The sequence below is a fragment of the Nocardiopsis sp. iso_237 genome (assembly GCF_056173345.1).
In genome coordinates this window covers 5,761,043-5,779,198 of the sequence record NZ_CM149669.1, presented here as the reverse complement: position 1 = coordinate 5,779,198, position 18,156 = coordinate 5,761,043, and the positions used below count along the sequence as shown (strand labels likewise).

Annotated in this window: 21 protein-coding genes and 1 tRNA gene; 10 read left to right on the top strand and 12 right to left on the bottom strand. The window is 70.8% G+C overall.

The window, feature by feature from the left end; translation table 11 throughout:
* Positions 1-12 precede the first annotated feature (12 nt).
* From AC0VYM_RS25970 to AC0VYM_RS25960, 3 genes are read right to left on the bottom strand one after another with little or no spacing between them, the layout of a single operon-like run.
* On the bottom strand, positions 13-1,554 hold the full coding sequence (locus tag AC0VYM_RS25970; protein ID WP_475456415.1) for a tripartite tricarboxylate transporter permease: 1,542 nt from the start codon (positions 1,552-1,554) through the stop codon (positions 13-15).
* Positions 1,554-2,168: a tripartite tricarboxylate transporter TctB family protein gene (locus AC0VYM_RS25965; protein ID WP_475456413.1), complete on the bottom strand. Its 615-nt coding sequence runs from the start codon at positions 2,166-2,168 to the stop codon at positions 1,554-1,556. The genes AC0VYM_RS25970 and AC0VYM_RS25965 overlap by 1 nt, the downstream gene beginning before the upstream one ends.
* Positions 2,165-3,157, bottom strand: a complete 993-nt coding sequence (locus tag AC0VYM_RS25960; protein ID WP_475456411.1) for a Bug family tripartite tricarboxylate transporter substrate binding protein — start codon at positions 3,155-3,157, stop codon at positions 2,165-2,167. The genes AC0VYM_RS25965 and AC0VYM_RS25960 overlap by 4 nt, the downstream gene beginning before the upstream one ends.
* A gap of 220 nt (positions 3,158-3,377) precedes the next feature.
* Between AC0VYM_RS25960 and AC0VYM_RS25955 the strand changes: the two genes are divergently transcribed.
* From AC0VYM_RS25955 to AC0VYM_RS25945, 3 genes are all read left to right on the top strand, one after another.
* Positions 3,378-5,039, top strand: a complete 1,662-nt coding sequence (locus tag AC0VYM_RS25955; protein ID WP_475456409.1) for an ATP-binding protein — start codon at positions 3,378-3,380, stop codon at positions 5,037-5,039.
* The gene (locus AC0VYM_RS25950; RefSeq protein ID WP_475456407.1) at positions 5,036-5,719 is read left to right on the top strand and encodes a response regulator; all 684 of its coding nucleotides are present in this window, start codon (positions 5,036-5,038) and stop codon (positions 5,717-5,719) included. The genes AC0VYM_RS25955 and AC0VYM_RS25950 overlap by 4 nt, the downstream gene beginning before the upstream one ends.
* 99 nt (positions 5,720-5,818) lie before the next feature.
* The gene (locus AC0VYM_RS25945; protein WP_475456405.1) at positions 5,819-6,187 is read left to right on the top strand and encodes a VOC family protein; all 369 of its coding nucleotides are present in this window, start codon (positions 5,819-5,821) and stop codon (positions 6,185-6,187) included.
* Between the two features lie 53 nt (positions 6,188-6,240).
* Here the strand turns inward: AC0VYM_RS25945 and AC0VYM_RS25940 are convergent, their stop codons facing one another.
* Together AC0VYM_RS25940 and sigJ are read right to left on the bottom strand one after the other, a co-directional pair.
* Positions 6,241-7,413, bottom strand: coding sequence for an NAD(P)-binding protein (locus AC0VYM_RS25940; protein WP_475456403.1), 1,173 nt, complete (start codon positions 7,411-7,413; stop codon positions 6,241-6,243).
* A 4-nt stretch (positions 7,414-7,417) separates the two neighbouring features.
* Positions 7,418-8,326, bottom strand: a complete 909-nt coding sequence (sigJ, locus tag AC0VYM_RS25935) for an RNA polymerase sigma factor SigJ (protein ID WP_475456401.1) — start codon at positions 8,324-8,326, stop codon at positions 7,418-7,420.
* 131 nt (positions 8,327-8,457) lie between these two features.
* Here sigJ and AC0VYM_RS25930 point away from each other — a divergent pair, with 131 nt between their 5' ends.
* The gene (locus AC0VYM_RS25930) at positions 8,458-8,994 is read left to right on the top strand and encodes a GNAT family N-acetyltransferase (RefSeq protein WP_475456399.1); all 537 of its coding nucleotides are present in this window, start codon (positions 8,458-8,460) and stop codon (positions 8,992-8,994) included.
* Between the two features lie 68 nt (positions 8,995-9,062).
* Here AC0VYM_RS25930 and AC0VYM_RS25925 read toward each other — a convergent pair whose 3' ends face one another.
* The 6 genes from AC0VYM_RS25925 to AC0VYM_RS25900 all read right to left on the bottom strand — a co-directional run bounded on the left by AC0VYM_RS25925 (position 9,063) and on the right by AC0VYM_RS25900 (position 14,328).
* A complete protein-coding gene (locus tag AC0VYM_RS25925; protein WP_110049703.1) occupies positions 9,063-9,278 on the bottom strand; it encodes a hypothetical protein in 216 nt (71 codons plus the stop codon).
* A gap of 75 nt (positions 9,279-9,353) precedes the next feature.
* On the bottom strand, positions 9,354-9,566 hold the full coding sequence (locus AC0VYM_RS25920) for a hypothetical protein (RefSeq protein ID WP_475456397.1): 213 nt from the start codon (positions 9,564-9,566) through the stop codon (positions 9,354-9,356).
* Positions 9,567-9,896: 330 nt separating this feature from the next.
* Entirely contained in the window at positions 9,897-10,427 is a 531-nt protein-coding gene (locus AC0VYM_RS25915) for a hypothetical protein (protein WP_475456395.1), read from the bottom strand.
* 238 nt (positions 10,428-10,665) lie between these two features.
* Positions 10,666-11,328, bottom strand: coding sequence for an NAD(P)-binding oxidoreductase (locus AC0VYM_RS25910; protein ID WP_475456393.1), 663 nt, complete (start codon positions 11,326-11,328; stop codon positions 10,666-10,668).
* A gap of 101 nt (positions 11,329-11,429) precedes the next feature.
* A complete protein-coding gene (locus AC0VYM_RS25905) occupies positions 11,430-12,416 on the bottom strand; it encodes a 2-oxoacid:ferredoxin oxidoreductase subunit beta (protein WP_475463246.1) in 987 nt (328 codons plus the stop codon).
* A 61-nt stretch (positions 12,417-12,477) separates the two neighbouring features.
* Entirely contained in the window at positions 12,478-14,328 is a 1,851-nt protein-coding gene (locus tag AC0VYM_RS25900) for a 2-oxoacid:acceptor oxidoreductase subunit alpha (RefSeq protein ID WP_475456391.1), read from the bottom strand.
* 493 nt (positions 14,329-14,821) lie between these two features.
* Between AC0VYM_RS25900 and AC0VYM_RS25895 the strand changes: the two genes are divergently transcribed.
* Positions 14,822-15,682: a M48 family metalloprotease gene (locus AC0VYM_RS25895; protein WP_378738600.1), complete on the top strand. Its 861-nt coding sequence runs from the start codon at positions 14,822-14,824 to the stop codon at positions 15,680-15,682.
* 50 nt (positions 15,683-15,732) lie between these two features.
* Here AC0VYM_RS25895 and AC0VYM_RS25890 read toward each other — a convergent pair whose 3' ends face one another.
* A complete protein-coding gene (locus AC0VYM_RS25890; RefSeq protein WP_475456389.1) occupies positions 15,733-16,230 on the bottom strand; it encodes a YajQ family cyclic di-GMP-binding protein in 498 nt (165 codons plus the stop codon).
* 221 nt (positions 16,231-16,451) lie between these two features.
* On the opposite strand from AC0VYM_RS25890, the gene AC0VYM_RS25885 reads away from it, so the two are divergent.
* The 5 genes from AC0VYM_RS25885 (at position 16,452) to AC0VYM_RS25865 (ending at position 18,096) form a co-directional block, all read left to right on the top strand.
* Positions 16,452-16,533 (top strand) — tRNA-Tyr (locus AC0VYM_RS25885).
* 429 nt (positions 16,534-16,962) lie between these two features.
* Positions 16,963-17,208, top strand: a complete 246-nt coding sequence (locus AC0VYM_RS25880; protein ID WP_378738596.1) for a hypothetical protein — start codon at positions 16,963-16,965, stop codon at positions 17,206-17,208.
* Between the two features lie 56 nt (positions 17,209-17,264).
* Positions 17,265-17,519, top strand: a complete 255-nt coding sequence (locus AC0VYM_RS25875; protein WP_378738594.1) for a hypothetical protein — start codon at positions 17,265-17,267, stop codon at positions 17,517-17,519.
* Positions 17,520-17,531: 12 nt separating this feature from the next.
* Positions 17,532-17,777 (top strand): hypothetical protein, encoded by a 246-nt coding sequence (locus tag AC0VYM_RS25870; protein ID WP_378738592.1) that lies wholly within the window; start codon positions 17,532-17,534, stop codon positions 17,775-17,777.
* A gap of 10 nt (positions 17,778-17,787) precedes the next feature.
* Positions 17,788-18,096 carry a hypothetical protein gene (locus AC0VYM_RS25865; RefSeq protein WP_475456386.1) on the top strand — a complete coding sequence of 103 codons (309 nt, stop codon included), beginning with the start codon at positions 17,788-17,790 and terminating at the stop codon, positions 18,094-18,096.
* The last annotated feature ends 60 nt before the right edge of the window (positions 18,097-18,156 follow it).

Sequence of the window (18,156 nt, the reverse complement as noted above, 5' to 3'; positions counted from 1 at the left end):
GGGACGGGAGGGTCAGACCCGCTCGGTGGTCCTCTCGACCCTGCGGGCCGCGGCGCGGCGACGCAGCAGGGAGATCACCGGAACCAGGGCCGCCACCAGGACCAGGGCGTACAGCCCGATCGAGATGCCGCTGCCCACCAGGATCGACGGGTCGCCCGACGAGGCGGCCAGCGCACGGCGGAACTCGGTCTCCGCGATCGGCCCGAGCACCACACCGATCAGCGCGGGGGCGACCGGGACCCCGAAGGTCCGCATCGCCAGGCCCAACAGGGCGATGGCCAGCAACATCACCAGGTGCGTGATCGAGGTGTTGATGGCGTACACCGCCAGCACCGAGAACAGCGTGATGCCCGCGTACAGGTACGGCTTGGGCAGCTTCAGCAGCTTGGCCCACAGCGGCGCGAACGGCAGGTTGATCACCAGCAGCAGGACGCTGCCGATCAGGAGCGAGGCCAGCAGGGTCCACACCAGGTCGGCGTTGCGCTCGAACAGCACCGGCCCCGGCTGGAGCCCGTACTGCTGGAAGGCGGCGAGCATGATCGCGGCCGTGGCGGAGGTCGGCAGGCCCAGTCCCAGCAGCGGGACCATCGTGCCCGCCGCGCTGGAGTTGTTGGCCGACTCCGGACCGGCCACACCCTCGATCGCGCCCTGGCCGAACTCGCTCTTCTCCCCGGTCCGGCGCTCACGGCGCTCAGCGAGCTTGCGCTCCAGGCCCAGGGACAGGAAGGTCGGGACCTCGGCGCCGCTGCCGGGGATCGGCCCGAAGGCGCTGCCCAGAGCGGTGCCGCGCAGCCACGGCTTCCAGGAGCGGCGCAGGTCCTTGCGGCCCAGCCACGGGCGGCCGGTGCGGATCGACGCGAAGTTCGGCGCCGACTTGCCCCGGGCCGCGATGTACAGCACCTCACCGAGGGCGAGCAGGCCCACGGTGACGATCACGATGTCGATCCCGTCCAGCAGGCTGGAGGAACCGAAGTCGAACCGGGCGGCACCGCTCTGCCCGTCGATCCCGACCATGCCGATGGCCAGACCGATGAGCAGCGACGCGATGCCGCGCACCACCGAGCCGGACACGACCGCGGCCACGGCCACGAACGAGAACACCGTCAGCGCGAAGTACTCGCCGGGGCCGAAGTTGAGCGCGAACGCCACCATCACCGGGGCGAACAGAGCCACGACCAGCGTGCCGATGACGCTCGCCACGAACGAACCGATCACCGCCGTGCCCAGCGCCTGGGCGGCCCGGCCCTTGAGCGCCATCTTGTGGCCCTCATAGGTGGTGGCGATCGACGACGCCTGCCCGGGGGTGTTGAGCAGGATCGAGGTGGTGGCGCCACCGAACATGCCGCCGTAGTACACACCGGCGAACAGGATGAGCGCGCTGGTGGGGTCGAGACGGAAGGTGACGGGCAGCAGCAGGGCCACCGCCATGGCCGAGCCCATGCCCGGCAGGACGCCCACGGCGGTGCCGAGCAGCACGCCGAGGAAGGCCCACATGAGGTTCTGCGGGGTCAGCGCCGAGGCCAACCCGTCCGCGAGGCTGATCAGAGTGTCCATCAGAGCACCATCTCCAGGAAGCCGCCCGGCAGGCTGAGTCCGAGGCCGAGCGAGAAGCCGACCTGGACCGCCGCGGACATCGACAGCGCCACGATCGCGTCACGCAGGTGGGCGCGGGCGCCGAAGGCGTAGGCCACGACCCAGAACAGCAGAGCGCCAGCGAACAGCCAGCCCAGGATCTCCAGCAGGGCCACGTGCACCACCAGCCCGGCCAGCACCAGCAGCACCGGGCGGCCCTCGAACCAGTCCAGGGTGGAGGAGCCGTCGCCGGTGTTCCGGTTGCGCAGGTTGACCACGGTCATGCACACGGCGACGACCAGCAGCAGCACGCCCACGGCGCCGGGGAAGGCGCCCGGGCCGGGCCGGGTGGCGTTGGGCGGCGCCTCGATGGTGAGGCCGCCCCAGAGGGCGACGGCCCCCAGCGCCGCCACCAGCGCGGGGATGACCCACGCGGTGGGGCCGCGCCAGACGGTGGTCTCGGGGTCGAGCGTCTCGGCCCCGGTGGTCTCGGGGGACGCGGCCTCGACAGCCTCGGCCGCGGGGGCGTCGGTCTCGGGGGCCTCGGCCTCCGGGGTGTCCGTCGACCCGGTCACGCGGGTCTCGTCGGGCGTCACAGTCCCAGCTCCTTCACGGTCTCCTGGGTCAGGGCGACCTCCTCGTCGAGGAACTCCTCGAACTCCGCGCGGCCCTGGTAGGTGTCGGTCCACCGGTTGCGCTCCAGCGTGTCCGCCCAGGAGTCGGTGGCCAGGAGCTCGCGCACCAGCGCCTCCAGCTCGTCGGCCTCCTCCTCGGAGAGGCCGGGAGGGGCGATCACCCCGCGCCAGTTCGACATCTCCAGGTCGTAGCCGAGCTCGACCATGGTCGGGATGTCCACGCCGTCCAGGCGTTCGGGGGAGGAGACCGCGAGCGCGCGCAGCGGGCCGTCCTCCTCGATCTGGTCGCTGAAGTCGCCCAGGGTGCCGAAGCCGACCGCCGACGTCCCGGAGAGCAGCGAGGTCAGGGTCTCGCCGCCGCCCGAGTACGGGAGGTAGTTGATGTCGCCGGGCGAGATCCCCATGGACTGGGCGACCTGCGCGGCGAAGATCTGGTCGACGCCGCCCATGGAACCGCCCGCCACGGGGAGGGTCCCGGACTTCTCGTTCCAGTCCTCGGCGAGGTCGTCGATGGTCTCGTACGGCGAGTCCTTGGGGACGACGATCGCGAGGTACTCCGACGCCAGCTGTGCGATGGGGGTCGCGTCCTCCATCGTGTAGAGCGACCCGGTGGTCTCCACCGCGCCCACCATGCCCAGTCCGGTCATGGTCAGCACGTTGTCCTGGCCGTCGCGGCCCACGGTCTGGGCCAGCCCGATGGTGCCGCCCGCGCCCTCGGCGTTGCGGACCTCGACGTTGTACCGCAGGTCCTCCTCACGCAGGCCGTTCTGCATCTCCCGGGCCAGGGTGTCCCATCCGCCGCCGGGGCCGGCGGGTGCGATGAGCAGCACCTTCTCCTGGGCCCCGTCGCCGGAGGCGGCGCTCTGACGTACGTCGTACAGTGCCGTCCCGACGAGGAGGAGGGCACAGAGCCCTCCCGCCACGCGGAGCGGCACGCCACGATCGCGCATCGTCCTCTCCTTCCTGAATGTCCGTGCACGTCTCCCAGTGCGCGGACGCAGGGGAGATCCAGACCACAGTGTGACCGTGGGCACGCCACTGTGAGGTCTTTGTTAAAACTGGAGTCATATTGGTCGTATTGTTCGTGAAGCTTGCTAGCGAAGCCGTCCCCGCGACGCCGACCTGCGCGTTCACCGGCCGGGAGATCCCACCCCGGCCACTGGAGTGCTCATGAACCCTCATCCCGCATCCGGCCGCCTCACGCTCACCGGGTCCCTTTTCATTGGATATGTCTGTCTTCTGGCGGTGGCGCTCACCGTCATCGGCTCCCTCTGGGCGATCCACGTCGACCGCGAGACCGACCGCCAGTACGCCGAACGCGTGCTCACCGTGGCCCGGTCGGTCGCGGTCCTGCCCGAGGTCGTCGAGGGCCTCCAGGCACCCGACCCGTCCGAGGACCTCGATCCCCTGGCCGACCGCATCTCCGCCGCCACCGGCGCCGACTACCTCGTCATCGCCTCGCCCGACGGGACCCGGCACACGCACCCGGACAAGGACCGGATAGGGGAGACCGTGTCCACCCCGCCCGGCCCCGTCGTGGACGGCGCCGAGTGGACGGGCGTGCAGGACGGAACCCAGGGCCGCACGGTGCGCGCCAAGATCCCCGTGTTCTCCGGCGGGGGTTCGCTGAACGGCGGCGACGCCCACGGGGAGGTCGTGGGATACGTGTCCCTGGGCATCCTGGACTCCAGCGCCACCACCGACGCGCGCGCCTCGATCCCGGTGATCCTGGCCGCCACCGCGCTCGTGCTCGTCCTGGGCGTGGGCGGTTCCTGGGTGCTCTCCCGGCAGGTCCGCACCAAGACGCACGGCCTGGAACCGGCCGACATCACCACGCTCCTGGAGAGCCGGGAGGCCCTGTTATACGCGGTGCGCGAGGGCGTGCTCGCGGTGGACCGCGACGACCGGGTCCTGCTGGTCAACCAGCCCGCCCGCACCATGCTGGGCCTGTCCAAGGGGGTGGAGGGCCGCCGCCTGGACGACCTCGGCCTCTCCGAACGGGCCCGCGACATCGTGTCCGGAGCCGACCCCGGGGACGACCTCATCCTGCTCTCCGGCGACCGCGTCCTGGTCGCCAACCGGATGCCCGTGCGCATCCGGGGCGAGGAGGCCGGGGCCGTGGTCACCCTCCGGGACCGCACCGAGGTGGACCGGCTCACCGGTGAACTGGACGGGGCGCGGACCGTCACCCGGGGACTGCGCGCCCAGACCCACGAGTTCGCCAACCGGGTGCACACCGTCGCCGGGATGCTCGAACTCGGTGCCCACGACGAGGCCCGCGCCTACCTGGCCGACCTCGCCGCCACGCACACCCGCACCTCCAGCGGCGTGGCGGAGCACGTCCGCGACCCCGCGCTCGCGGCGCTCACCCTGGCCAAGTCCGCCCAGGCCTCCGAGCTCGGCGTGGACCTTCGGCTCTCCCCGATGACCAGCGTTCCCGCGTCCCTCAAGGGCGATCTGCGCTCGGACGCGCTCCTGACCCTGGGCAACCTGGTGGACAATGCCCTGGACGCGGTCACCCCGAACGGGTGGGTGGAGCTGATGGTGCGCCTGCACACCGCCGCCGACACGGGACTGCCGCACGACCTCCTGGAGATCCGGGTGACCGACTCCGGGCAGGGGGTGTCCGACGAGTTGGCGGAGGAGATCTTCCGCTACGGGTTCACCACCAAGGCCTCCCGCGACGGAGGCACCCGTGGCCTGGGGTTGGCGCTGGTCAAACAGGTCTGTGAGAGCAGAGGGGGAAGCATCGAGATGGAGGCACCCGACGCCGAGGAGGGCGCGGTGTTCACCGCCTGCCTGCCGGTCGTCACGGCGGCGGTGACCCGGTGATCCGCGTGCTGGTCGTCGACGACGACGTCCGGGTGGCCCGCAACCACCAGGAGCTGGTGGAGTCGGTGCCCGAGTTCACCGTGGTCGGGGTGGCGCACACGGCGGCCGCGGCCCTGGCACAGGTACGCGGTCACCGCCCCGACCTGGTTCTGCTCGACCTCCACCTGCCGGACGCCTCGGGCACCTCGGTGATGCACACCCTGCGCTCGGCCACCTCCCAGAGCGCCCCCCAACCCGACTTCCTGATGATCACCGCCGTCCGCGACATCGCCCAGGTCCGCGCCGCCCTGCACGGCGGGGCCGTCCACTACCTGCTCAAGCCGTTCCCGCTCAGCGCCCTGCGCGACCAGCTCGAACGCTACGCGGTGGCGCGTCGGCAGATGGAGGGGGAACGGCAGGCCACGCAGCAGGACGTGGACCGGCTGTTCGGGCTGCTGCGCCCGCCCGCCGCCCGCTCCCTGCCCAAGGGGCTTACCTCCGCCACCGTCGACCTGGTCGCGGGCGTGCTGCGCGAGGCCGAGGGCGAGGTCTCCGCCTCCGACGTCGCGGAACGGTCCGGGGTCTCCCGGGTCACCGCGCGCCGCTACCTGGAGCACCTGTGCGCCGACGGCCGCGCGGAGCTCCGCATGCGCTACGGCTCGGCGGGCCGCCCCGAACACCTCTACCGCTGGGTCGCCTGACCGGGGGGGTACCGGTCGGTTTCCACAGGCCCGATCCGGACCGGACGCACGGCGGTTCGGAGCCGAGGGAACGTCGGTGGCGCGTGTCACACTCGGGGCATGCTCGATCACCTCGGTATCCAGGTCGCTGATCCCGAAGCCAGCGCCACCTTCTACGACGCCGTCCTCGCCGCGCTGGGCCACCGGCGCATGCTCCAGTACGGGCCGGTGATCGGCTACGGCAGCGAGCACCCCCAGTTCTGGATCGCCCCCAGTGAGTCCGAGGGACCGGCGAGGGAGTCGCACATCGCCTTCCTGGCACCGGACCGGGCCACGGTCGACTCCTTCTTCGCGGCGGCGGTGGAGACCGGAGCCGAGGTGCTGCACGAACCCAGGGTCTGGCCGGAGTACCACGAGCACTACTACGGCGCCTTCGTGCGCGACCCCGACGGCAACAACGTGGAGGCGGTCAGCCACGTCCCTGCCTGATCAGGCGGTCCACGGGGGCCGGGGAGCGTCGAAGCGTCCCGGCCCCGGAGGGATCAGACGGTGCCCGCCCCCGAGCGGGCGCCGGTGCGGGACGTGCTCCGGCCGGTGGCCAGCTCGGCGGCGCGCACGGCGCTGGTGAGGGCCACCTCGCCCAGCAGCCCGGGCGCGGCCACCGCGTCCCCGGCCAGGTAGAGACCGTCGCCCCGGTCGATGGCGGGCCGGTCCCGCCACGTGGTGCCGGGCAGGTCCAGGGCACCGGTGCGGCCCCGGGCCACCTGGTCGCGCCGCCAGGTCAGCCGGTCCCGCCAACCGGTCAGGGCCGTGTCGAGCAGAGCCTCCAGGCGTTCGGTGGTCGCCGCGCGCGACTCGCCGGGCCGGACCGGCAGCTGGGCCTGGACGAGGTCCTCCCCGGCCGGAGCGAGGGTGGGATCGACGACGCTGTAGCGCTCCAGGAACCCGCACTCGTCGGAGTCGAACACCAGGAACGGGTCCCCGGAGCGGTGCCGCACTCCCAGGTCCACCATGAGCGTGTGGCCGCTCTCCCAGGTCAGGGAGGGGTCACCGAGCAGGGCGCGCGCGGAGTCCAGCGACGTGGCCACGATCGTCGTCCCCTCCGGCCGCTCGGCGGCCCGGGCCTCCAACTCGATCCGCACCCCCGCCGCACGGGCGCGGTCGGCGAGGCGGTCCACCAGCGCGGTCCAGCCGCCGACCACGTACCGGGGCGAGGGCCACGCCGGGCGGGTCACCCGCAGGAACCGTTCCCACACGAAGGCGGCGGACAGCGTCCCGGGTTCCGCGTGGAAGAGGGCCACGCCCATCATGGAGCCCACCGCCCGCGCGGACTCGGCGCCCAGCTCCTCCTCCGCCCACGAGCCGAAGTCCCGGTCGTGCGGGGCGCGCAGCCTCCGGCGGGCGGCGGCGCGGAGCACCGCGGCCGGGGGGCCGCCGAGCGAGCCCCGGTAACGCCAGCGCACCCCGAGGGCTGCCCGCGCGGGCAACGCCCTGGCGGGTGGCACCAGGTCGCGCTCGCGCAGCCAGGCGTAGGGCGCGGAGTCGGAGTACAGCACGTGCGGGCCGTCGTTGGCCACGTACGGCGGTTCGGTGGAGCGGGCCCTCCCGCCCAGCGTCCGGTGGGATTCCAGCAGGGTGACGTTCGCGCCGAGTTCGGCGCTGGCGATGGCCGCGGTCAGTCCGGCGAGGCCACCGCCCACAACGGTGATGTCCATGCCCCTAGGACGGATCGGGCACCCGCAGACGTGACATCTTGTCCGGGTTGGCCATCAGGTACACGTGCCGCACCCGGTCCTCGAAGACGTCCAGCGCCAGCAGGAGCACCGGGGAACCCCCGGCGGCCACCAACGCGGCGGGTCCGCCGTTCACCTCGGTGACCTCCATGGACAGCTCCGCCGCGGTGTCCGCGCCCACGGACCTGAGGAAGCGCGAGATGTTGCGCTCCTCCGAGATCGCGGTGAGGAACCGGCCCACCTTCCGGGAGCCGTGCAGCACCCGCAGCGGGGCCCGGGCCTTGCCGCCGCCGTCGCTCACCATCGTGGCGTCGTCCGCGAGCATCCCCTTGAGCCCGTCCAGGTCGCCCTCCAGACACGCCCGGAGGAAGCGTTCGGTCATGAGGCGGCGCTGGGTCCGGTCGGCCTCGAACCGGGGGCGGCGCTCCCGTACGTGGTCCCGCGCGCGCCGGGCCAGCTGCCGGGTGGCGTCCTCGCTCCGGCCGATGACCTCGGAGATCTGCGCGTAGGGCAGCTGGAAGGCCTCGTGCAGGACGAAGACCGCCCGCTCCAGGGGGCTGAGGGTCTCCAGCACCACCATGAGGGCGAACTCCACCGAATCCGCGAGCTCGGCGCGCTCGGCGGCGTCGGGCAGGTCGCTGACCGGTTCGGGCAGCCACTCGCCCACGTAGGACTCGCGCCGGGCGCTGGCCCTGCGCAGCCGGTCGATGGACAGCCGGGACACCACGGTGACCAGGTAGGCGCGGGGGTTGTCCACCTCGCCCCCGGACACCCCGGACCACCGCAGCCAGGCCTCCTGGACCACGTCCTCGGCGTCGGCCGCGGTGCCGAGGACGCGGTAGGCGACCCCGGTCAGGAGGGAGCGGTGGGCTTCGAAGACCTCTGTCGTCGTCATGTCAGGAGAGACGTACCACCCCCGCCCCCGTGTGACACGCCCGAACCGCTCCGAGGGGGCAAAAGGGCTTGCCTCGGCCGCGGGTCGGTTCTAGGTTGGCGCGACCTGAACCGTCATGAGAGGGGTTGCGGTTGTACCGCCTACGTGAGTGGAACCGGGGCGACGCCGACCGGTTGCTGGAGGCCTTCCGCTGGGACGAGCTGGCCTGGCAGGAACCCGAGGTGCCGCGCACGCGTGAGGAGGCCCTGGAGTGGATCGCGCGGTGCGGGCGCCTGGCCGAGGAGGGTGACGTCCACGGGTTCGCCGTGGTCGACGGGACCGACCGGGTCCTGGGGCACACGCAGGTCGGTGTGACCAGCCGCAGGCACGGTCTCGGCTGGTTGTCGTACTGGACGCACCCGGCCGAGCAGGGCCGGGGCGTGGCCTCGGCCGGTGCCCGCCTGGCCGCGGAGTTCGCCTTCGACCGGTTGGACCTGTTCCGGGTGGAGACGGGGCACCGGGTGAACAACCCCGGTTCCTGCCTGGTCGCCCAGCGGGCGGGCTTCCGGCCGGAGGGGATCGAACGGGCCAAGCTCCGATACGGGACCTCGCGCTACGACTCCGGGACGCACGCGCGGCTGGTCACGGACCCGGCCGAGGGCGTGGTCGCGGGCGTCTGCGGGGGCTGAACACGCGAAACGCGGGGCACGGTGGGTGAACACCGTGCCCCGCGTCGTTCCCGTGCCCGGAGCCGGAACTACCAGTCGAAGGCGGCGACGCCGGAGGTGATGTTGTTGTGGACGACGTTGCAGCCCTCGGAGCTGAAGCCCGCGAAGGAGATCACGTCGGCGCAGATCGGCACGGTGATGTTCTGGATGTGGGCGTTGTTGTCGGCGGCGGCGGTGCCGGTCATGGCGCCCAGGGCGAGGCCGGTGGCGAGGATGAGACCGGAGACGGCGGTGATGCGCTTCATTGTGTGTTCCCTTTCGGTTGGTGTTTCTCAGGTGGATCGGGCAGGTCTGACGGGGGGTCGCGCGACGGCAGGGGCCTAGTCGTGGACGGCGATGCCCGAGGTGGAGTTCCAGTCGACGACGTTGCAGCCGCTCGCGCTGAAGCCGGAGGCCTTGAGGACGTCGAGGCAGATCGGGATCGTGATGTTCTGGATGTGGGCGTTGTTGTCGGCCGCGGCGGTCCCGGTGAGGGCGCCGAAGGCGAGGCCGGTGGCGAGGACGAATCCGGAAACCTTGGCGATACGGGGCATGGTGGTTACCTTTCGGAAGTGCAAAACACGTTGGCTGCGGCCGCCGTAATTAACTTAGCGTAGCTGGGCGCCTGCTCGAAGTGATTTTCAGGAAGAGTTCAGAGTTTCTCAGGAGTTTCTTCGGCTTCGCACCGGACATGGCGGACATGTCATTCCTTGGCAGCCACCTGCGTTACACAACCGAAAGCGAGGCGCAGTCGAACTTCCGGCAATTGCATCGGAACCCGCTTCAGTCCGGATATGGCCCTTCGTACACGGGCGAACGCGGACACGAAAAAGGGGCCCACACGGTCACACCGTGTGGGCCCCGCTGTTCGGGAGGGGGTTCGGCTACCAGCCCTGCTGCTGTCCGTAACCCGGGTACTGCTGTCCATAGCCGGGCTGCTGGCCGTAGCCCGGCTGCTGCTGTCCGTAACCCGGGTACTGCTGCGGGTCGTAACCGGGGTACTGCTGTTGCTGCTGACCGTAGCCCTGGCCGTAACCCGCGTACGGGTCCGGCTGCTGAGCGCCCGTGTGGTGGTGCTGGTAGGGCTGCTGCTGGCCGGACTGGTCCTGCGGCACCTGCTGCTGGGCCTGCGGCGCCTCGGCCTGCTCGGACTCCTTCTTCGCGGTGTCCGGGCGGAAGATGAACAGGCGCGCGGCGGCGGACTCACCGGTCTCGCTGGGGGTGATCAGCTCCAGCCGCCACCCGGCCTCCTCGATGCCCTCGAGGATGCGGGTCAGCCCCGGCCGCAGCTTGCTGGAGGCCTCGTCGTAGGCGTTGACCTCGAGCTGGATGATGAACATCCGGCGCTTCTGCTGCGCGGCGACCTTGGCGTGCTCGACGACAGTGCTGTCCCTCACGACCTGCGTGACGCTCATGAATAACCGTACCCATCTGCTCTGCGGAGCTGCTTCACCCGTCGGGGTCGTTCCCGGTCGTCCGCGTCCACCGTGGCGGGATTCCGCCGGGCTCCGGTTCCATCATGCCTCCTATGAGGGCATCTGGCCACAGAAGGCCGGAACCGCCACCGACGACGGAAACCGCCGTGGAACCGCCGTGGTGGTACCGGGAACCGACGGCCCCGGGCCCCGTCACCGGAGCCCGGGGGCCGGGCGGCTAACCGGCGACGGCGCGGACCGCCTCGACGACGGGCGTCTCACCGTTCACCAGGTTGAGAACCCGCTTGGCCGTGCCCGGTTCGTCCAGAAGGGCCACGATCACGGCGGCCACGTCGTCGCGGGTCACCGAGTCGCGCTCCACGGCCTCGCCCAGGTCCACCCGGCCGGTTCCGGCCTCGTCGGTCAGCCGACCGGGGCGCAGGATGGTCCAGTCCAGGTCGAGGTCGTGCTCACGCAGGTCGTCGTCGGCCGCCTTCTTGGCGGCCACGTACGCGGCCCACACCTCGTCGGTGCCCTCCGGCACCGGCTGGTCCACGTTGATCGCGGAGACCTGCACCAGACGGCGCACCCCGGCCAGCGCGGCCGCGTTCGCGGTCAGGGAGGCCGCCTCGTGGTCCACCGTGGACTTGCGGTCGGCGCCGCTGCCCGGACCGGCGCCGGCGGCGAACACCACCGCGTCGGCGTCCATGATCCTCTCGGTCAACTCGGTGACCGTGGCCTGTTCCAGGTCGATGACGACCGGTTCGGCCCCGGCGTCGACGACGTCCTGGGTGTGGTCGGGGTTGCGGATGAGGGCGACGGGCTGGTCACCGCGGGCGGCCAGAAGCCTGGCCAGCCGCAGTGCGATCTTTCCGTGTCCACCGGCGATGACGATACGCATGGGGGCAGCGTATTGCCTGGGACACGGACACACCGGGAGGAACCCCCGGGCGGCGGCGGTGAACTTCCCGACGCCGCCCGGGGGAATAGGTCACCCGGGGGTCAGTCCACGGTCCAGGTGTCCCCGCTGGCCAGCAGCGCCCCCAGCTCACCGTCTCCGTGCTCGGCCCGCGCGTCCTCCACCTGTTCGTTCAGCAGCTCGTCGTAGACCGGTCGCCGTACGTCCCGGAACACCCCGACCGGCACGTGCTCGAAGGCGGGCTGGTCCAGTCTGGACAGGGCGAACGCGTACCCCGGGTCCGGGCGGTGCGCGTCGTGCCGGATCAGCCGGTCCTCGTCGACCGACGCGACGTCCACGACCTCCAGGCCGCCGAACCCGTCCGCCACCACACCGCGGTCCGGGCCCAGCCGCAGCGGCTCACCGTGTTCCAGGCGCAGCAGCCGCAGGTCGCGGGCGGCCGGGTCCTTCAACGGCTCGAACGCGTCGTCGTTGAAGATCGGGCAGTTCTGGTAGATCTCCACGAACGAGGCGCCGGGGTGGTCGGCCGCCGCGCGCAGCACCGAGGTCAGGTGCTTGCGGTCGGAGTCGACGGTCCGCGCCACGAAGCCCGCCTCGGCGCCCAGCGCCAGCGACACCGGGTTGAACGGCTGGTCCAGCGACCCCAGCGGCGAGGACTTCGTGATCTTCCCGGCCTCGGAGGTGGGGGAGTACTGGCCCTTGGTCAGCCCGTAGATGCGGTTGTTGAACAGCAGGATGTTGATGTTCACGTTGCGCCGCAGCGCGTGGATCAGGTGGTTGCCGCCGATGGACAGCCCGTCGCCGTCCCCGGTGACCACCCACACCGACAGGTCCGGGCGGCTGGCCGCGAGCCCCGTCGCGATCGCCGGGGCACGCCCGTGGATCGAGTGCACGCCGTAGGTGCTCAGGTAGTACGGGAAACGCGAGGAGCAGCCGATCCCGGACACCATCACGATGTTCTCGCGGGGCACGCCCAGCTGGGGCAGGAACGACTGGAAGGCCGCCAGGACCGCGTAGTCGCCGCACCCCGGGCACCAGCGCACCTCCTGGTCGGACTTGAAGTCCTTCATGCGGTACTCGGTGTCGGTCGTGGGCACCAGCCGCAGGCCGGCCGGGGGCGCCCCGTTCGTCTCAGTCACGGTCGATGACCTCCCGCAGCACGTCCGCGAGTTCCTCCGCCTTGAACGGCAGACCGCGGACCTTGTTGTATCCGATGACGTCCACCAGGAACCGGCCGCGCAGCAGCAGCGACAGCTGGCCCAGGTTGATCTCCGGGACCACGACCCGGTCGTAGCTCCGCAGCACGTCGCCGAGGTTGGCCGGGAAGGGGTTGAGGTGGCGCAGGTGCGCCTGGGCGACCCGGCCCCCGGAGCGCCGGATCCGGCGCACGGCCGCGGTGATCGACCCGTAGGTGCCGCCCCAGCCCAGTACGAGCACGTTCGCGTCGCCCGTGGGGTCGGACACCTCCAGCTCGGGGATGTCCCTGGCGATGGCGTCCACCTTCGCCTGCCGGGTGCGGACCATGAGGTCGTGGTTGTCCGGCGTGTACGAGATGTCGCCGGTCCGCGCGTGCTTCTCGATCCCGCCGATCCGGTGCTCCAGGCCTGCCGTGCCCGGTACCGCCCACGGGCGGGCCAGGGTCTCCTCGTCGCGCAGGTACGGCAGGAACCCGCCGTCCGGCCCGTTGGGCTCCGTGGCGAAGCCGGGATCGATCACCGGCAGCTCCGACACCTCAGGCAGCCGCCAGGGCTCCGAGCCGTTGGCGAGGTAGCCGTCGGAGAGCACGATCACCGGGGTCCGGTACCGCACCGCCAGCCGGACCGCCTCCAGCGCCGCGTCGAAGCAGTCGGCGGGGGAGGAGGGGGCCACCACCGGCACGGGGGACTCACCGTTGCGTCCGTACAGCGCCATCAACAGGTCCGTCTGCTCGGTCTTGGTGGGCATGCCGGTGCTGGGCCCGGCGCGCTGCACGTCCACGACGACCAGCGGGAGCTCGGTCATCACCGCCAGACCCACGGCCTCCTGTTTGAGCACCATGCCTGGGCCGGAGGTGGTCGTGACCCCGAGTGAGCCGCCGAACGAGGCGCCGATGGCCGCGCCGACCCCCGCGATCTCGTCCTCCGCCTGGAACGTGCGCACACCGAACCGCTTGTGTCGGGAGAGCTCGTGCAGGATGTCGGAGGCGGGGGTGATGGGGTACGACCCCAGGAACAGGGGCAGCCCCGACCGCCGCGACCCGGCGATCAGCCCGTAGGCGGTGGCCAGGTTCCCGGTGATGTTGCGGTACGTGCCCGGAGGGAGCTTCGCGGGCTTGATCTCGTAGGAGACCGCGAAGTCCTCCGTGGTCTCCCCGAAGTTCCACCCGGCCTGGAACGCCGACAGGTTGGCGGCGAGGATGTCCGGCTTGCTGGCGAACTTCGACTTCAGGAACGAGGTCGTGCCCTCCGTCGGCCGGTTGTACATCCAGGAGAGCAGCCCCAGCGCGAACATGTTCTTCGCGCGCTGGGCGTCCTTCTTGGACAGGCCGGACCCCTCCAGTGCGGCCACCGTCATCGAGGTGAGGCCCACCGCGCTCACGTGGAACCCGTCCAGGGTGCCGTCGGTGAGCGGGTCGGCCGCGTAGCCGACCCTGGCCAGGCTGCGCTTGGTGAACTCGTCGGTGTTGACGATGACGGTCGCGCCCCGCCGCAGGTCACCGAGGTTGGCCTTCAACGCGGCGGGGTTCATCGCCACCAGCACGTCCGGGGCGTCGCCCGGCGTCATGATGTCGTGGTCGGCGAAGTGGAGCTGGAAGCTGGAGACACCGGGGAGGGTCCCGGCGGGGGCACGGATCTCGGCGGGGAAGTTCGGCAGGGTCGAGAGGTCGTTGCCGAACGACGCCGTCTCCTGGGTGAAGCGGTCACCGGTCAACTGCATCCCGTCGCCGGAGTCCCCGGCGAACCGGATGATGACCCGGTCGAGCTGTTCGATCTGTTTGGCCACTGAGATCGAAGACCTCCTTGGTCAGCCGCCGGTCGTGACGGGCGGCGGCGCTGTGGTGTCTACCCCCGGCCGAACCTCACCGTCACGGGCCGGGTGCCTGGATCGGGGGCAGGAGGACGGCGTGGCCCCCACACGCCCTGGGTGCGCCAACCCCGGGTGGTGTTTCGGCGGTCTCGGACCGCGACCGGGCCGTCCTCGGCTTCCGCCTCCGACGGCACGGCCCCCCGCTCACCTCGAAGGGGACGCCCGCCCCGCCGGGGCGCCGTCCCGTCCCCGTGGTGTTCGGAGTGACAAGGGCCACGTTCGCACTATAGGTCGTCGTCCCGACCCCGCGGCGGGGCGGGTGGCCATTGTCACAACCCCTCCGAATCCGGGTTGGAAGCGGGATGTGACCGACAGCTGGTCACATGGGGAACGCAAGACGCGGACCCGCACGTTTGTCACCATGTACGCATCCGGAGCCGGGCAGCGGCGAACAGCGGAAGGAGGGCGCGTGCACGTCAACGCGATCCGCGCGGTCGGCCTGTTCGCCGGGGTCTCGGCGCTCGCCGTCGTGGTCGGCTGGCTGTGCGGTGCGGAGAAGGGGCTCCAGGCGTCGGTGGCGCTGGTGGCCTGCGCGGGGATCCTGGTCTACCTCTTCGGGAACTCCCTGGCGCTCCGCGCGATGCGGGCCCGCCCGGTCAGCGAGATCGAACGCCCCGAGCTCTACCGGATGGTGCGGGAGCTGGCCACGGCCGCCCGGCAGCCCATGCCCCGGCTCTACCTGTCCCCGGTGCGCTCACCCAACGCCTTCGCGACCGGGAACAGCCCCCGCCGCGCCGCCCTGTGCTGCACGACCGGCCTGCTGCGCGCCCTCGACGAACGCGAGCTGCGCGGTGTCCTCGCCCACGAACTGGCGCACATCCGCGCGCACGACACCCTCATCAGTTCGGTGGCGGCGACGCTGACCGCGCTCATCACCGCCCTGACCGCGGTCTCGTTCCTGATCCCGCTCGGGGACTCCGAGGAGACGGACCTGCCCAACCTGCTGGGCGGACTGATGATGGTGGTCCTCGCCCCGCTGGCGGCGATGGTCGTCTACTTCGGTGTGGGCCGGGCGCGCGAGTTCCGGGCCGACGAGAGGGCGGCGGAGATCACCGGCGACCCCCTGGGGCTGGCCGACGCCCTGCTCAAGCTGGAAGCCGGGAACCGCGACTACCCGCTGCCCCGTGAACGCGCCCTGCTGGCCGCCTCGCACCTGATGACGACCAACCCCTTCCCCGGGGGCGTGGGCCGCCTGTTCGCCGCCCACCCGCCGGTGGAGGAGCGGGTCCGGCGGCTCCGCGAACTGCGCCGCAGGTGGGACCTGGGCTGAACGCCAACGGCCGCCCGCCCCTGCCGGGGAGGGCGGCCGTTCGGCGGTGCCTAGCGGTAGTTCACGAACTGGAGCGCCAGGTCGAAGTCCTTGTCCTTGATGAGGTTCATGACGTTCTGGAGGTCGTCCTTCTTCTTGGAGCTGACCCGCAGCTCCTCGCCCTGGATCTGGGCCTTGACGCCCTTGGGGCCCTCGTCCCGGATGAGCTTGGAGATCTTCTTGGCGTCCTCGGTGGAGATGCCCTCCTTGAGGCTGATGGGGAGGCGGTACTCCTTGCCGGAGGGCTTGGCCTCCTCGGCCGCGTCCAGGATCTTCAGGGACAGCTTGCGCTTGACCAGCTTCTCCTTGAAGACCTCCAGGGCGGCCAGGGCGCGCTCCTCGGAGCCGCTCCTGATCTCGATGCCGTCCTCGCCCTGCCAGGCGATGGTGGTCCCCGTGCCCTTGAAGTCGAACCGCTGGGACAGTTCCTTGCCCGCCTGGTTCAGCGCGTTGTCGACCTCCTGACGGTCGAGCTTGGACACCACGTCGAAACTGGATTCGGCGGCCACGTACTCTCACACCCCGCTACGTCTCATGGGTCACGGACGCTGTGGGGCGCCCGTGTACGTCTCGTCCGGCCCGGTCCGGGCCGGTTCAGAGCTTAGCCGCGCCGTGCGGGCCCCGCCTGACGAGCCCTGTCGGGGCGCGCCCGCCAAACGATTTCAGGTTCGGGCCCATCATCCGCTATTGTCGTTCCTGCGCGGCGACGCCACGGCGTCGCAGCAGCCCAGGCGGGTTGCCCGAGCGGCCAATGGGAGCGGACTGTAAATCCGTCGGCTTAGCCTTCGAAGGTTCGAATCCTTCACCCGCCACAGGGAGTACCGGAGCCCCCGGCACCAACAGGTGCCGGGGGCTTCGTCGTGTCCGGGGCCGAACGGTGTGTGTCCGAGGGGGTCCCCGGGCCCGGGGGCTCCGCCGTCACGCTTCGTGGGGGGTGCTCACGGGGGGTCGCCTGATTCGGGCGGTTGCGAGATGGTCACGCTCCGAGTGCGCTTCGATCACTCTGTGTGATCTTTGATCGTTTCGGCGCGGCCGGACCGTGCTGATAAATCACCGCATCGTCCCTTTTGTATTCAAGGGCAAAAAGAGCGCACCCGGCAATCTGGACAATTAGTTTCCCGAGTTTCGGCGTTGACAAAAATCGGGGGGCGGATGATGATTGCATCAGTCCACCGCGACACAGGTGCAAAAGCGCCTGCGTCTTTTTCTGTCAATGCCTCGCTTGAATTCTCGGGGGAAACATGATCAAGAAGCTGACCGCTGCTGGCCTGGTCGCTGGTGCCGCGATGGGCGCGCTCCTCATGGGCGCTCCGGCCTCCGCCTCCCACGGCGGTGACCAGCAGTTCAACCAGAACCTGCAGCTCGTTCCGATCCAGTCCTGCAACCTGACGGGCAGCGTCGGCCTGGTGGCCGTCACCATCCCGATCCTGTCGCCGCAGACCACGGGCGACTGCGTGAACGGGCCCATCGGCACCAACATCAGCTAGTCCCGGCAATCGGTTCGACCGAGACCATATCTCAAACTTCTCTGAAGGGTAATTCAATGCTGCGTAAGCTCGGTGTTGCCGGCCTCGTTGCTGGTGCTGCTTTCTCTGCCGTTCTGGCCGCCACTCCGGCCTCCGCCTCCCACGGTTCCCACGGTGGCGACCAGCAGTACAACCAGAACCTCCAGGCCATCCCGGTCCAGCTGTGCAACACCAGCGCCGCCGTGGGTCTGGTCGCTGTGAACGTCCCGGTCCTGTCGCCGCAGACCACGGGCGACTGCGTCAACGGCCCCATCAGCACCAACATCGACTAGGAGAACCCCACAATGCGTAAGTTCACCGCCGCCACCGCCATCGCCGGTGTCGCTCTCGGCGCCATCCTCGCGGCCGCTCCCGCGTCCGCCTCGCACGGTGGCGACCAGCAGTACAACCAGAACCTTCAGCTGGTTCCGGTTCAGCTCTGCAACACCGAGCTGGCCGTCGGTCTCCTGGCCGGCGTCAACGTGCCGATCCTGTCGCCGCAGACCACGGGCGACTGCGTCAACGGCCCGATCAGCACCAACATCGACTAGGGAGCCACCCATGCTGCGCAGGTTCACCGCCGCCACGGCGATCGCCGGTGTCGCGCTCGGCGCGATGCTCGCGGCCGCTCCGGCCTCGGCCTCGCACGGTGGCGACCAGCAGTTCAATCAGAACCTCCAGTTGGTTCCGATTCAGCTGTGCAACACCGAGCTGGCTGTCGGCCTGGTCGGCGCCAACGTGCCGATCCTGTCGCCGCAGACCACGGGCGACTGCGTCAACGGTCCGGCGAGCACCAACGTCAGCCACGACAGTGCTGACAAGGGCGAGCACGACCGTGCCGACGAGGGCAACCACGGCTACGGCTACTGACCACCTGAGCGTGGTCGACGGAGCCCCCGGGCTCCGGTGACGGAACAGAGCGGGTCCGAG